The organism is Enterococcus sp. DIV0800, assembly GCF_050559735.1.
Taxonomy (GTDB): Bacteria; Bacillota; Bacilli; order Lactobacillales; family Enterococcaceae; genus Enterococcus_A; species Enterococcus_A devriesei.
Map to the genome: position 1 here is coordinate 1,182,815 of NZ_CP187898.1, position 14,118 is coordinate 1,196,932.

At 40.0% G+C, this 14,118-nt stretch carries 13 protein-coding genes and 1 other RNA gene; 11 read left to right on the plus strand and 3 right to left on the minus strand.

Going from position 1 to position 14,118, the window contains the following annotated elements:
* The first annotated feature begins 61 nt into the window (after positions 1 to 61).
* The 4 genes from tkt (at position 62) to nth (ending at position 5,126) form a co-directional block, all read left to right on the plus strand.
* A complete protein-coding gene (gene tkt / locus IGI54_RS05795) occupies positions 62 to 2,056 on the plus strand; it encodes a transketolase (protein ID WP_430621428.1) in 1,995 nt (664 codons plus the stop codon).
* Positions 2,057 to 2,303: 247 nt separating this feature from the next.
* Complete coding sequence (locus IGI54_RS05800) at positions 2,304 to 3,647, plus strand: FAD-dependent oxidoreductase (RefSeq protein WP_430621429.1); 1,344 nt, start codon at positions 2,304 to 2,306, stop codon at positions 3,645 to 3,647.
* 122 nt (positions 3,648 to 3,769) lie between these two features.
* The gene (locus tag IGI54_RS05805; RefSeq protein WP_430621430.1) at positions 3,770 to 4,483 is read left to right on the plus strand and encodes a DnaD domain protein; all 714 of its coding nucleotides are present in this window, start codon (positions 3,770 to 3,772) and stop codon (positions 4,481 to 4,483) included.
* Positions 4,473 to 5,126 (plus strand): endonuclease III, encoded by a 654-nt coding sequence (gene nth, locus IGI54_RS05810; RefSeq protein WP_071861329.1) that lies wholly within the window; start codon positions 4,473 to 4,475, stop codon positions 5,124 to 5,126. The genes IGI54_RS05805 and nth overlap by 11 nt, the downstream gene beginning before the upstream one ends.
* Before the next feature lie 43 nt (positions 5,127 to 5,169).
* Here nth and IGI54_RS05815 read toward each other — a convergent pair whose 3' ends face one another.
* Together IGI54_RS05815 and recU are read right to left on the minus strand one after the other, a co-directional pair.
* Complete coding sequence (locus tag IGI54_RS05815) at positions 5,170 to 7,470, minus strand: PBP1A family penicillin-binding protein (protein ID WP_430621431.1); 2,301 nt, start codon at positions 7,468 to 7,470, stop codon at positions 5,170 to 5,172.
* Between the two features lie 4 nt (positions 7,471 to 7,474).
* On the minus strand, positions 7,475 to 8,080 hold the full coding sequence (gene recU, locus IGI54_RS05820; protein ID WP_216429272.1) for a Holliday junction resolvase RecU: 606 nt from the start codon (positions 8,078 to 8,080) through the stop codon (positions 7,475 to 7,477).
* Positions 8,081 to 8,159: 79 nt separating this feature from the next.
* Here recU and IGI54_RS05825 point away from each other — a divergent pair, with 79 nt between their 5' ends.
* From IGI54_RS05825 to IGI54_RS05850, 6 genes are all read left to right on the plus strand, one after another.
* Positions 8,160 to 8,717, plus strand: coding sequence for a DUF1273 domain-containing protein (locus IGI54_RS05825; RefSeq protein WP_430621432.1), 558 nt, complete (start codon positions 8,160 to 8,162; stop codon positions 8,715 to 8,717).
* A gap of 68 nt (positions 8,718 to 8,785) precedes the next feature.
* Complete coding sequence (gene gpsB, locus IGI54_RS05830; RefSeq protein WP_071861333.1) at positions 8,786 to 9,190, plus strand: cell division regulator GpsB; 405 nt, start codon at positions 8,786 to 8,788, stop codon at positions 9,188 to 9,190.
* Between the two features lie 12 nt (positions 9,191 to 9,202).
* Positions 9,203 to 9,575: RNase P RNA component class B (rnpB, locus tag IGI54_RS05835), an RNA gene on the plus strand.
* 678 nt (positions 9,576 to 10,253) lie between these two features.
* On the plus strand, positions 10,254 to 11,417 hold the full coding sequence (locus IGI54_RS05840) for a THUMP domain-containing class I SAM-dependent RNA methyltransferase (RefSeq protein ID WP_430621433.1): 1,164 nt from the start codon (positions 10,254 to 10,256) through the stop codon (positions 11,415 to 11,417).
* Positions 11,407 to 12,048, plus strand: coding sequence for an HD domain-containing protein (locus IGI54_RS05845; protein ID WP_430621478.1), 642 nt, complete (start codon positions 11,407 to 11,409; stop codon positions 12,046 to 12,048). The genes IGI54_RS05840 and IGI54_RS05845 overlap by 11 nt, the downstream gene beginning before the upstream one ends.
* Before the next feature lie 116 nt (positions 12,049 to 12,164).
* Positions 12,165 to 12,512, plus strand: a complete 348-nt coding sequence (locus tag IGI54_RS05850) for a hypothetical protein (protein ID WP_071861335.1) — start codon at positions 12,165 to 12,167, stop codon at positions 12,510 to 12,512.
* 11 nt (positions 12,513 to 12,523) lie between these two features.
* Here the strand turns inward: IGI54_RS05850 and IGI54_RS05855 are convergent, their stop codons facing one another.
* Positions 12,524 to 12,838, minus strand: a complete 315-nt coding sequence (locus IGI54_RS05855) for a hypothetical protein (RefSeq protein WP_071861336.1) — start codon at positions 12,836 to 12,838, stop codon at positions 12,524 to 12,526.
* Positions 12,839 to 12,969: 131 nt separating this feature from the next.
* On the opposite strand from IGI54_RS05855, the gene IGI54_RS05860 reads away from it, so the two are divergent.
* Positions 12,970 to 14,118 carry a VanZ family protein gene (locus IGI54_RS05860; RefSeq protein ID WP_430621434.1) on the plus strand — a complete coding sequence of 383 codons (1,149 nt, stop codon included), beginning with the start codon at positions 12,970 to 12,972 and terminating at the stop codon, positions 14,116 to 14,118.

The following is a 14,118-nucleotide window of genomic DNA, read 5'->3' on the forward strand; positions in this document are numbered from 1 at the left end:
AATAAATCGGTTACAATGGATCTGTAATTAAAGTATTTAAGACCAAAAAGGAGGAACTATCTTGTTCGACAAAATCGATCAACTAGGTGTAAACACAATCAGAACGCTAAGTATTGAAGCTATTCAAAAAGCAAATTCAGGTCATCCGGGATTACCAATGGGCGCGGCACCAATGGCATATGCATTATGGACAAAACATTTAAACGTAAATCCAGCCACTTCACTGAACTGGCCAAACCGTGACCGTTTTATTTTATCTGCGGGACATGGATCAGCAATGCTATACAGCTTGTTACACCTTGCAGGTTACCAAGTGACGATTGAAGATTTAAAAAATTTCCGTCAATGGGGAAGCAAGACACCTGGGCATCCTGAATATCATCACACAGATGGTGTTGAAGCAACTTCAGGTCCTCTAGGTCAAGGTATTTCAACTTCTGTTGGATTAGCAATGGCTGAAGCACACTTGGCTGCAACATACAATCGTGACAGCTTTGACGTAATGGATCACTACACGTATGCTCTTTGTGGAGATGGCGATTTAATGGAAGGTGTTTCTGGTGAAGCAAGCTCGATGGCTGGTCACATGAAACTTGGAAAATTGATTGTCTTATACGATTCAAATGATATTTCACTAGATGGACCAACTTCTAAGGCTTTCACAGAAAATGTCGGTGCTCGTTATGAAGCGTATGGCTGGCAACATATCTTAGTTAAGGACGGCAATGATTTAGAAGCTATTTCTAAAGCAATTGATGAAGCTAAAGCAGAAACAGGAAAACCAACCTTAATCGAAATTAAAACAGTAATTGGTTATGGCTCACCTAAAGAAGGTACGTCTGCGGTTCATGGAGCTCCAATCGGGACCGATGGAATTACAGCAGCCAAGACAGTCTACGGTTGGGAATATCCTGACTTTACAGTGCCAGAAGAGGTAGCAAAACGTTTCAAAGAAGAAATCAATGATAAGGGCGCGAAAGTTGAATCTGAATGGGATGCGATGTTCGCCAATTATGAAAAAGCTCATCCTGAGTTAGCTAAGCAATTTAAAATGGCCTTTGCGGGTGATTTACCAGAAAACTGGGAAGAAGCTCTACCTGTTTATGAGGAAGGCACGGCCCAAGCTAGTCGTGTTTCTAGTAAAGACGCTATTCAAGCAATTGCGAAAGCTGTTCCAAATATTTGGGGCGGTTCAGCCGATTTATCTGGCTCTAACAATACGACAATCGCGGATGAAAAGGAATTCCAACCAGGCTCTTATGAAGGCCGCAACATTTGGTTTGGTGTTCGTGAATTTGCGATGGCAAGTGCAATGAACGGAATTCATTTACATGGTGGCACACGAGTGTACGGCGGAACGTTCTTCGTATTTACGGACTATCTACGTCCAGCAGTGCGGATGTCAGCGATCCAAGGCTTACCAGTTGTCTATGTTTTAACCCATGACTCTGTTGCAGTTGGTGAAGATGGCCCAACTCATGAACCAATCGAGCAATTAGCCAGCGTTCGTTGCATGCCGAACGTGCAAGTAATTCGTCCTGCTGATGGAAACGAAACATCCGCTGCTTGGGTTCAAGCATTAAACGCTAAAAACAAACCAACGATTTTAGTTTTAAGTCGCCAAAACTTACCTGTCTTGCCAAACAGCAAAGACATGGCTAAAGAGGGCGTGTCTAAAGGTGGTTATGTGATTTCTAAAGCGGAATCAGATACACCAGACGGTATTTTGATTGCTACAGGTTCTGAAGTGAACTTGGCTGTTCAAGCACAAAAAGAATTAAAAGCACAAGGAAAAGATGTTTCTGTCGTTTCGCTTCCAAGCTTTGATTTATTTGAAGCGCAAGATGAAGCCTATAAAGAATCTGTTTTACCAAAAGCGGTAACCAAACGCGTAGTGATCGAAGCTGCATCACCATTTGGCTGGGAACGTTATATCGGCTCAGAAGGTAAAATGATCGGTATCGATCATTTTGGAGCGTCGGCACCTGGAGACTATATCTTAGAACAATTCGGTTTCACTGTCGAAAATGTAGTCAATACATTTAACAAATTATAATCGGCTTTGAAAGTTGAGAGGGATCTGTCCTTCTCAACTTTTTTGAGTTGGTATAACTAATAACTAAAAATAGTTGACATAATATTTTACTCGGATACCTAAGCTAGTTCGCTTTCATTTTTTCGTTAACATTAATAAAAATGTTTATCTATGAGCAAAATAATTTAGACAGAATATAAATTCTGTTATACTGTCCTTGTTCAATAGAATGCAAACTAAAAATCGATTAAACGAAAGAGGGACGACCATGAAAGTAGTAGTAGTAGGATGTACACATGCCGGCACCGCAGCCGTTAAAAATATTTTAGCCAATCACCCAGATGCAGAGGTTACCGTTTATGAGCGTAATGACAATGTTTCTTTCTTATCTTGTGGAATCGCTTTATATGTCGGTGGCGTAGTGAAAGATCCAGCGGGATTGTTTTACTCAAATCCTGAGGAATTAGCTTCACTAGGTGCAAAAGTGAACATGGAACACGATGTAACAAACATTGATACAGAAGGTAAGAAAGTCACTGCAAAAGATTTGAAAACCAACGAAGAAACAGTTGTTGATTATGATAAGTTAGTTGTAACAACCGGTTCTTGGCCAATTATTCCACCCATCAAAGGAATCGAATCAAAAAATGTTTTACTATGTAAAAACTATAACCAAGCAAACGAAATCATTGAGCAAGCGAAAGATGCTAAAAAAATCGTTGTAGTCGGCGGTGGTTACATCGGAATTGAGCTAGTTGAAGCCTTCGCCGAAACTGGCAAGCAAGTGACTTTGATTGATGGTTTATCTCGTATTTTGAATAAATACTTAGACCAACCTTTCACTGACCTTTTGGAAAAAGAATTAGTGGATCACGGGGTAACGTTAGCGTTAGGCGAAAATGTGAATGAATTTGTCGCAGATGAATCTGGTAAAGTAACGAAAGTTGTGACACCGAGTCAAGAGTTCGAAGCAGATATGGTCATCCTATGTGTCGGCTTCCGTCCAAACACTGAATTGCTAAAAGGTAAAGTTGATATGCTGCCAAGTGGTGCCATCAAAGTCAACGAATATATGCAATCAAGCAACCCAGATATCTTTTCAGCAGGTGATTCAACGGTGGTGCATTACAATCCAACTGGACAACACCAATACATCCCGTTAGCGACTAATGCGGTACGTCAAGGAATGCTAGTCGGAAAAAATCTAGTAGAGCAAACAATGAAGTATCGTGGAACTCAAGGAACTTCTGGTTTGTATTTATTTGGTTGGACGATTGGTTCAACAGGCCTGACAAAAGAAAGTGCCGCTTTAAATGGCATTGATGTGAATGTTACTTTGATTGAAGATAATTATCGCCCAGAGTTTATGCCGACAACAGAAAATGTTATGATGCAAATCGTGTCAGAGAAAGGAACGAATAAAATTTTAGGTGCACAATTCCTATCGAAATATGACATCACTCAATCGGCCAATACGTTATCAGTAGCGATCCAAAATGAAATGACTTTAGAAGATTTAGCCTTACAGGATTTCTTCTTCCAACCACATTTTGACCGTCCGTGGAACTACTTGAATATCTTGGCTCAGGCCGCTTTAGCTGAAGCCGAATAGTATAGAATGTCGAAAAAACAGGGAGCTGTGCTTCCTGTTTTTTTGCTATTGAATGACTGTTTTCTAAGTATTGGACTTCCTATATTTTTAGTGTAAACTAAAATGGGAACGGAGGATTTTGAATGATTTCATTAAAAGATTATTTAACAGCGGGTGAGACGACAATCTCAAACTTGCTGTTGCAAAATTATACGAAGCTAGATTTGACAACCAATGAATTTATGCTGTGGCTGCAGCTTTATTCCGCCCATCAGGCGGGAGAAGATTTTCCTGATATAACTGTGATCGCTCAAAATATGGGCGGTACCGTTGAAACAATCTACGAAGCATTGAACAATCTAGTCGGAAAAGGCTTTGTCACTCTCGAAACAGCGCTTGATGATCAAGGTCGAAAAAGTGATCGTTATGATTTGCTTCCAGCTTTCGAAAAAATTTCAATCATCCAAGAACAGCAACGCGTAAAGAAAGAGGAAGAAACCACGTTAGAAGCGCAAAAGAAAATGCTGCGTGCTTTCGAACAGGAATTTGGCCGCCCTTTGTCACCAATTGAATATCAAAAAATCGGTTACTGGGTAGAAGAGGATCATTATTCACCAGAATTGATTCAGCTAGCGTTACAAGAAGCGGTACTCAATCAAGCCTATAATTTCAAATACATCGAAACGGTTCTGCAAAGCTGGGAGAAAAAAAATATCCGTTCAAAGGTCCAGGTGGAAGAGGAGCAACGTCGTCGTAAACAAATTTTGCTGCAAAAAGAGGAGCAAAATCAAACGGAGGAGCTGCCAAAAGTTTCTTTATATAATTGGTTGGAAAGGAAAGACTCCGATGCTGAATAAAGAAAAAACTATGGAGGCTCTTTCTCGAATGTCGGATATGTTTCCGGATGCGGCGGGCGAATTACATTCTGATTCACCCTTCCAATTATTGATAGCAGTGATCTTGAGTGCGCAAGCAACGGATGTCTCCGTTAATAAAGCGACGCCAGCTTTATTCGCAGCTTATCCTACAGTAGAGGCGTTGGCCGAAGCACCAATCGAAGACATCATCGAAAAAATAAAAACGATCGGTCTGTATCGTAATAAGGCAAAAAATATCAAAGCCTGTGCTCAAATGCTACTGGATAATTTTTCTGGGCAAGTACCGGAGACGAGAGAGGAATTGATCCAATTGCCGGGAGTTGGGCGAAAAACCGCGAATGTCGTATTAGGTGATGCTTTTGGTGTACCAGCGATCGCCGTCGACACGCATGTGGAACGGGTTACGAAGCGTTTGCGAATTTGTAAGTTGAATGCCTCAGTAACAGAGGTTGAAGCGACTCTTATGAGGAAGGTTCCAAAAGAGTTATGGGTGAAGACGCATCATACGCTGATTCTTTTCGGGCGCTATCATTGTACAGCACGTGCACCTAAATGTACGATTTGTCCATTATTGGATTTATGTCAGGATGGGAAAGATCGTTTGAAAGCTGCGCAAAAATAAAAACAGTCTTCAATCTCAATAGTTGAGATTGAAGACTGTTTTTTTAATTACTTGATGGAGGAGCCTCGCTTTCTTCTGGCGTCGGAGGTGCTTGACTCGAAGAAGGTTCAGACGGCTCCGGTGCCGCAGAGGAAGAAGGTGTCGGCGTTGGAGCCGGTGTTACCTCACTGCTGCTTGAAGGCGTTGGTGTTGGAGCTACAGTAGAAGACTCAGGAACACTTGGCTGTACTTGAGAACTACTACTTGGAGTTGTGTATTGATTATAAGATGTATTGTTATTGTAATAAGAACTTTGACTTGAATAGCTTGGCTGTGTCGGAACCGCTGATGATCCCTTGACATAAAGCTCGTTCCGGTTTCGAATTACATCATCCGGCATTACCCAATCATCATTCGGAACATTTTCAGATATATAGCTCATCAACTCGCGGTAAACATCTTGTGCAATATTTGATGAGGCATCGGTGATTGGTGTCATCCGTTTGTCATAGCCTGTCCAAATGGATAAAGAATAATGTGGTGTATAGCCGGTAAACATGACATCCGGCGAGATCGATCCTGAATGGGGGATCTTGGCTAATTCATCGTCGGTATAATTGGACGTTCCCGTTTTACCCGCTTGGAATAGATTCGGGATCTGGGCATAAGTCCCAGTTCCTTTCAAGATAACGTCTTTTAGGATATCAGTGATCATATAAGCAGTGTAGGGCTCCATCGCTTTTTCGCCTTTGTTTTCAAAGGTTTGTTCTGAGCCATCTTGATATTTTATTTTATTGATATAAAGCGGTTCATTATAGGTTCCGCCATTGGCAAAGGCGGCGTAAGCTGCAGCCATCTTTTCGGTGGAGATTCCGTATTTTGTACCATCTTGCGTTTCAGTATTACTTGAGATCGCATTGGATTGTTGAATGTCTTTGTATTGAATACCTAATTTTTTCAAAAACTTCGCGGCATTTTCCGCGCCAACTTCATTGAAAATTTTAACTGCTGGTACATTCCGTGAATCATAGAGCGCTTGACGATACGTAATTCGACCTTGATAGGTAAGATCCCAGTTTTTTACCTCGTTTTTTGTTCCAGGGTATAAGTAAGGGGCATCATCAATCATGGTTCCTGTTGATTTTTGTTCATATTCAAACATTGGGCCGTAATCGGTAATCGGTTTAACCGTAGAACCGAAGTCACGGTTTGTATTAACCGCTCGATTCATCCCTAAGTAAACGTCGTCAGCAATGTTTCGGCCACCAATTTGGGCGGTGACACGTCCGGTTTTACTATCCACGAGTGTCGCAGCAACTTGCATGTCCTCATCGGGGTATTGAACGTATTCATCACCATTTACGATGGAATATAATTTATTTTGAGCGTCCGTATCCAGATTTGTGTAGATATCTAAACCATCGGTATAAACATTTTTGCCAGTTTTTGCTTCTACTTGAGCAATCACTTCTTTAACATAATTATCTGCAACTTTGCGTTCTTGATTATCGGTTTGTAAAGGCAATAATCCTTGATCAATTGGTTCTTTTGTCGCTGTATCATAATCTTCTTGTGAGATTTTTTTATTATTCAGCATAGTGTAAAGAACAGTATCACGACGTTCTTTTGCCGCTTCCGGATGTTTATAAGGATCATATGAATTCGGCGCTTGCGGCATACCAGCTAGTAACGCGGTTTGAGCGATGGAAAGGTGTTGGAGTTCTTTTCCAAAATAACTTTCTGCCGCTGTTTCCATGCCATAAAGCCCGTTGGCCATGTAAACTTTATTGATGTAATAGGTTAAAACTTCTTGTTTTGAATATTTCTTTTCAAGTTGAATCGCCAGCCAAGCTTCTTGAGCTTTCCGGCGCAGTGTCTGATCAGAGGCTTTTGTAGAGAAAAAGGAAAGTTTAACCAGTTGTTGAGTTAAGGTACTACCACCTTGAAGCCCACCTTTATTCGTGATATTGTGCAATGCTGATCCTAAGATTCGTACAGGGTCAACGCCGTTGTGTTTAAAGAAGCGACGATCTTCGACAGAGACAATCGCGTCATCTAATTCTTGTGGTATTTTGTCCGCCGCAATTTTTTCCCGCTTCTCTGCACCTAAATCTTCAAACTCATTGCCATCAATGTCAAAAAGTTTTGAAGAAACAGTTGCATCTAATTTCTTTTCAGACAAATCAGGTGCATCCTTCACGTAATAGAAAAAGATGCCAATGCCGCTTAAAAGGGCGAGACAAAGAAACCCAACGATGGCAATCATAATTTTTAAACCTATGTGTCGGTTCTTTTTCATTTTTGGTTGAGTTTTCTTTCCTTGAGTGGTTCGCGAATTTTTCTGCGAACGAGAGGGCTTAGCCATTTGATTAACTCCTTTTTTCAAGATATTGTTCCACCGCAGTTAAGTACGGAATCCTTGGTGCGATTTGCGGCGTAATCTCGATACCAACTGATTCGATTATTTCTAGCGGTATTGATTTTCTGCCAGTTTCCTGTTCCTGCCAATAGGTGATCATTTTTTCAGCAGAAAGAAAAAAACAACGATTTAAGCTAGAAAACCACAATAAGACAAAACAGACCGCTTCCTGCTTTAAGCATTGCTCCATATGGGTGATTTGATGCTGATGAAAATTTTTCAGCGGAAAAGAAGTTTTGTTTTTGGTTTCTTTCGCTTCAAAATCCAAATAGTACCCACGATAGACGCCGTTGTAATCCGTTGTGGAGGGTTGTCGGAAGTAGGCTTCGCGGATCACCGCAGCACTCCGTTTAGGATAATCGACTTTGACAATCTGAAGCGGCGTTGGCTTTTTATGAACAACTGCCTTATCATGAGTAATATAGTATTCGTTGCTTTGATTGATGGCTTCTTCAAAGCGCATACCGCGATTAGCAAACGTCGTTTCTTTTTTTAATGAAGGTTCTCGCGGATTTTTTTGTGAAAATAATTGACCATTAGGATAATAGAAGGCCATCTTTATCACACTCCTGTTTGCTATTATATCAAATTTTTTTGCAAGATATTTTAATTTTAAGTGAAAGTAAGGAAAAAAAATGAATGAAACCATCAAGCGCCTGTACGTCACTGGATATCAAAGCTATGAATTGGGAATTTTTAACGACAAAGACCCACGGGTGCAAGTAATTAAGAATGTTTTAAAAAGAGAATTGACGGCGTTGATTGAAAACGGTCTTGAATGGGTCATGATCAGTGGTAGTCTGGGAACAGAAGCTTGGACCGGCCAGGTAGTCAATGAGTTAAAGGTCGATTATCCAGAGCTGCGCCTAGCGATTATTTTTCCATTTGAAAACTTTGGAAGTAACTGGAAAGAACAAAATCAATTAATTTTAAGCGAGCTCGTTCAAAGGGCTGATTTTGTTGAGTCAGTTAGCCATCACCCCTATCAAAATCCTGGACAATTTAAAAATCATGTAAGTTTCTTATTAGAGCATACGGATGCCGCCTTAGTAGTATATGATACTGAGTATCCTGGTAAAAGTAAATTTTTCTTAGGGGATGTTGAAAAATACCAATTAAAAAATTCTTACGATTTACTTACAATCACGATGGATGATTTAGAAAATTCCTCAGAACTTGGGGATAGTGTTTGATTTCCTTAGATATATCAGCTAGAATATATAGGAAAGTAAATTAAGTTAAGAGCTAATGAGGTGGAAAAATGGCGAATGTAATCTATACTCCTAACGACATTTTGGAGCAAGAATTTAAAACAAAAATGCGTGGCTACGATCCAATCGAAGTTGACGAATTTTTGGACAATGTAATCAAAGATTATGAAGCTTATAACAAAGAAATATTAACGTTAAAAGAAGAAAATGATCGTCTGAAAGCAAAAGTTGAACAGTTATCAAAAGCACAACCAACTGCTACACGTGTGAAAGAAGCAGCTCCAAAGAGTTCAGCGGTTACGAACTTTGACATTCTGAAACGTTTATCAAATCTTGAAAGAGAAGTTTTCGGCAAGAAATTAGATCAGCAATCAGCAAACAATGCTGCATCAACTGATTTTAGCCAAAACTACACACAAGACGAAAGTGATATTGAAAAAACTCGTCAATTCTAATTAAATGATGCAATTTTTTGGTGATCGCGGTTTGCATTACGCAGGCTGAGGAAAGTCCATGCTCGCACAGACTGCGATGTCTGTAGTGTTCGTGCTTAGCGAAACCATAAGCTAAGGTACTTCTTTTGAAGTAACGGCAGAAAAAAGGGCTAAGGAGCAATCTATGCTTGAGTATTCTTGAAAGTGCCACAGTGACGAAGCATTTTGAGAAATCAAAATGGTGGAACGCGGTAAACCCCTCGAGCGAGCAACCCAAACAATGGTAGGGGCGCTTTTTCTAAGGAAATGAACGATGAAAGAGACGGCATTTTTGCCGGAGATAGATGATTACCACGTTGTTCTCACTACCCTGAGTAGTTCAACGTACAAAACATGGCTTACAAAAAATTGCAGCAATTCAGGGAACCTTCCAACTTTGTTGTGAAGGTTTTTTTGTCAACTATGAAGAAAGTATAAAATTTGCATATGAATAAATCGCTTTGCAGCAGGCATATTCATGTCCGGCTTCACGAGCTAGCTTTATCGGCAATAAGCAAAACGATTTCGAGATTTGCGCAGCACCAAGTAGGAACTGTTCAACATCAAAGTTAAAACTTTGTGTTTCTCAGTCATTTATCAAAAGTTTGGTCTTATTGCTCAAAAGCTGAGCGAGTTCGCGAAAGCCTTTCTTAGTCTAACTTTTCGCAGTTTATGCGGCAGACAAGTGAAATAAATTGCTTGTTCTTGAGTAATTTTCATAGTTGGATGATATGTCGACGAAGATAAGGCTAAATTTTTGTCAAAAATTTAGCCATTCATACAGGTTGAGTCGCCTGTGAATGAGGCTTTTCGCAGTGTATTTCGGATGAGTGGCGATCAATCATTATGAACACGTTGTTTAGCCTCATCGTATGCGAAGCGAAGATCAGAATCATTTTTCACGGTTTTGAAAAGCTGAGCCACTATCTGAACAATTCAAATAGAGCTTGAAAATAATTTCATATCGAGTAAAACTTATTCGACAAATGCAACTGTTCGTTTAAAATAGAATGAGCTATTATATGGTAGTAAAAAAGGAGCTATTATGGAAAAACAATATAACTTAATTGCCACTGCAGCGGCAGGTATTGAAGCGCTGGTTGGCAAAGAATTGAGAGATCTAGGGATTGATTGCCAAGTTGAAAATGGACGGGCCCGCTTTAAAGGAGATCAGGAAACAATTGCTACGGCAAATTTATGGTTGCGGACCGCGGACCGAGTGAAAATCATTGTTGGCGAATTTGATGCCTATACGTTTGATGAATTGTTCGAAAAGGTCAAAGCGATTCCTTGGGAAGATGTTTTACCTTTGGATGCCGAGTTTCCAGTAGCTGGACGTTCAATCAAATCGAAATTATACAGCGTTCCAGATTGCCAAGCCATCACGAAAAAAGCGATCGTTGAACGGTTACGGGAGGTCTATCATCGACCAGCCCGTGTACCATTAGCGGAAACAGGTGCTCTGTTCCAACTAGAAGTCGCGTTGTTGAAAGATCATGTCGTTTTGACGTTAGACACGACTGGACCAAGCTTGTTTAAACGCGGGTACCGGTTAGAAAAGGGCGGGGCGCCATTAAAAGAAAATATGGCGGCAGCCTTAGTGATGCTGACAAATTGGCGCAAAGATCGACCATTCTATGATCCCGTTTGTGGGTCTGGAACCTTGTGTATCGAAGCCGCTTTAATCGGCCATAATATTGCCCCTGGTTTTAATCGCGGATTTGCCTGTGAGGATTGGGAATGGTTTGATCCGCAAGTGTTTGAAAAGGTACGTGCAGCAGCAGATGAAGCTGCTGATTATGATGTCGTATTAGATATTGCTGGTTCGGATATCAATGGTCGGATGGTTGAAATTGCACAAGCTAATGCAGAAGAAATTGGTTTAGGGGATTCAATCCAATTCAAGCAACGGGCGGTGAAAGATTTCAAAACAGAAAAGGACTACGGTGTGATCGTAGCGAATCCACCATATGGCGAACGTTTGGGAGAAGAAGAGCAGGTTCGAGTTTTGTATAAAGAGATGGGCGAGGTTTTCCGTCCGTTGAAAACTTGGAGCAAATATATTTTAACCAGCGACCTAACCTTTGAAGAATTTTATGGTGCAAAAGCGACGAAGAAAAGAAAATTGTACAATGGTGCGATCAGAACGGACTTATTCCAATATTGGGGTGAGCGGCCTCCAAGAAAGCCGCGTAATGATGCAGAATAAGCTGGACATGATTCGTCAGTACGCCAAAGAAAAATTAGGCGGCGACCGTAGCGGGCATGACTTTTATCATGTAGAGCGGGTAGCTAAGATTGCTAGTAAATTGGCTGAGCAAGAAGAGGTAAATGAGCAGTTGATCATTGTAGCGGCTAGTTATCTTCACGATGTGATTGATGACAAGGTGGTTGCAGATGTTGCAGCAGAAGCAACGGAGCTCCGTGTCTTCTTAACGGAGCTAGGTCTTTCTGACGGCGAAATAAAAGAAATCTTTTATATTATTGAGAACCTTTCTTATTCTAAGGAGCTTGAGGCTGGCAAGGCGCAACTATCTTCAGCCGGTCAAATCGTTCAAGATGCGGATCGCATCGATGCCTTAGGTGCGATCGGTATTTTGCGTACTGCTTATTACGGTGGACACACTGAAAGTCCGTTGTACGACCCGAATATTTCGCCTAAAAATTTTACAACGAAACAAGCCTATCGGGAAAAAAGTACCGTGATTAATCATTTTTATGAGAAATTGTTTAAGCTACCTGAAACGATGAATACTGAGGCTGGTAAAGAAGAAGCAGAGAAGCGAAAGGTGTTTATGGAAGAGTTTTTAAAAAGGTTTTATGAAGAGTGGAACATATAAGTCAGTTGCAGTTAGATTTAAAAGAAAATTTGAGAATTTAACAACAATAAAGCATTATACTTTCTGTCATAACATTTTTCTCCTATAATAGTCAATGGTTAGGAGGAACTCTAAACATGTTGCATCAAGAAATATTGAGTCCCAAAGAAGTTGCTAGAAAACTATCCAATTTATCTGAAGGATTGTTCGCGATTCGTTGCGAACTAAAAAGTAAAACCTATCAAATTATTTTATATAAGTATCAAGCGGATTATTTTCTAATCGAAAATCCTGCTCTCGTTACTGTGCTGCTGGAAAAAGACAACCGTGCTTTTAGTAGTCCCGAGCAGCTTTTGAATGAGATTGAAATCAGTTTTGAAAATAATCAATATCTTGCGGCCTCTAAAGAGTGGGTTCGTTTAGATTTAAATACATTGAAATTGTTAGATAATGTTGAAATCAAATTCTTTAGCTTAGAAGAATAACAGGCTGCCTGTTATTCTTTTTTTCTAAATTGACGAAACAGATAATAAACATTGATGACTGTTAAAATAGCACCTAAAATGAAGGGTACGATTAAACGTCCTTGGCTATAGCCAAAGCTTTTTTCGAAGCTATCTGGCGTGCTAAGTTTGATGACCGTTTGGCTATAATTGTAAACTTGATAGCTAAAAGTCGTTAAAAAGACGGATATCAAAGTTAAAACAAACCGTCGATATTCTTTTTGTTTTGCTTTTTTGAAAAAGAAAAAAACAGCGTAAGCGACTAATAGTGCTGCCGGAACGCCAAAGGCAAAAAGGGGATTTAGCATTTAGAATGACCTCCATGAATTTTTTATCAATGAACTTTATTTTGTAGATACTGCATTTATTTTACCACAACTTTTCAAAACTCTTTATTATCACCATCTGTTTCAATGACTATAACGAATGAGGGAATTACATGAACAGTTATATTTTTCCAATTAAAGCAGCGGTGCTGACTTTTCCATTTTTAGCCATGCTGATTGCTGCACCTTTTTTAATTTATTATTATCGGAAGTATGGACAATTAGGCAAACTCCGAAGCTTAATCTTGTACTCCTTTGTCTTCTATTTATTATGTGCTTATTATTTAGTGATCTTACCGCTGCCAAGCATCAGTGCCGTGGCGCAATTGACCAGCCCGCGCTACGAATTACACTTATTCCAATCCTGGCATAACTTTATCAGCCAAACAGTACTCCAACTTAATCATCCTAGCACGTATCTACCTGCGATGAAGCAAAGCGTCTTTTTAGAGCCGGTCTTTAATATTTTTTTGTTGTTTCCTTTTGGGATCTATTGCCGCTATTATTTCAAATGTTCGATCGGTAAAACAATCTTGGCAAGCTTTTGTTTGTCACTCTTTTTCGAGCTAACCCAGCTGAGCGGTTTGTATTTTATTTATCCGAGACCATATCGTCTATTTGATGTAAACGATTTGTTGCATAATACGATCGGTGGAACTTTAGGTTTTGTTTGCGCGCCGCTCTTTACCTTCTTTTTACCAACCAGAAATGAATTGGACTCTGAATCTTTGGAAAAAGGGCAACGAGTGACACTATTACGCCGGTTGGTGGCTTTAGTAATCGATTGGCTCGTTATTAGTTTTGTCAGCACGATTTTGAGCTTTTTTTCAAGCAGCTTACCAACTAGACTGAATGATTTGCTAAGCTATCCATTTGTCAGTCTGGTACTTGAAGTAATCATTTATTTTATGATCCTGATGTATTTCTGGAATGGTCAGACAATCGGCAAGAAAGTCGTACGGATTCAAGTAACGGAAAATGGGCGGGACCATATCCGCTTCAGCAGTTTGGTCAAACGCTACAGCGCGCTTTATTTTCTTTTATATGGCCTTTTAATGATTTTCCAATTTACTTTGACCCATCTGACAACGACCAACCACACTGTTTTTATTGCTTATGTCACTTTTGGGCTACTTAGTTTAGGAATTTTGCTTTTATTTCTATTCAACTTATTGTATGCTCTCATAAGGAGAAAAAACCGCCTATTCCATGACAAAGCAAGCCACACGTATACGATTAGTACGCTAAAGAAAGAGGTATAA

Excerpts from the sequence above, each read along its gene's own strand:
- nth (WP_071861329.1), top strand. The coding sequence starts at position 4,473 with ATGCTGAATAAAGAAAAAACTATGGAGGCTCTTTCTCGAATGTCGGAT.
- IGI54_RS05815 (WP_430621431.1), bottom strand. The coding sequence starts at position 7,470 with ATGGCTAAGCCCTCTCGTTCGCAGAAAAATTCGCGAACCACTCAAGGA.
- IGI54_RS05840 (WP_430621433.1), top strand. The coding sequence starts at position 10,254 with ATGGAAAAACAATATAACTTAATTGCCACTGCAGCGGCAGGTATTGAA.
- IGI54_RS05845 (WP_430621478.1), top strand. The coding sequence starts at position 11,407 with ATGCAGAATAAGCTGGACATGATTCGTCAGTACGCCAAAGAAAAATTA.
- IGI54_RS05860 (WP_430621434.1), top strand. The coding sequence starts at position 12,970 with ATGAACAGTTATATTTTTCCAATTAAAGCAGCGGTGCTGACTTTTCCA.
- gpsB (WP_071861333.1), top strand. The coding sequence starts at position 8,786 with ATGGCGAATGTAATCTATACTCCTAACGACATTTTGGAGCAAGAATTT.
- IGI54_RS05800 (WP_430621429.1), top strand. The coding sequence starts at position 2,304 with ATGAAAGTAGTAGTAGTAGGATGTACACATGCCGGCACCGCAGCCGTT.
- IGI54_RS05855 (WP_071861336.1), bottom strand. The coding sequence starts at position 12,838 with ATGCTAAATCCCCTTTTTGCCTTTGGCGTTCCGGCAGCACTATTAGTC.
- IGI54_RS05825 (WP_430621432.1), top strand. The coding sequence starts at position 8,160 with ATGAATGAAACCATCAAGCGCCTGTACGTCACTGGATATCAAAGCTAT.
- IGI54_RS05850 (WP_071861335.1), top strand. The coding sequence starts at position 12,165 with ATGTTGCATCAAGAAATATTGAGTCCCAAAGAAGTTGCTAGAAAACTA.
- recU (WP_216429272.1), bottom strand. The coding sequence starts at position 8,080 with ATGGCCTTCTATTATCCTAATGGTCAATTATTTTCACAAAAAAATCCG.
- IGI54_RS05805 (WP_430621430.1), top strand. The coding sequence starts at position 3,770 with ATGATTTCATTAAAAGATTATTTAACAGCGGGTGAGACGACAATCTCA.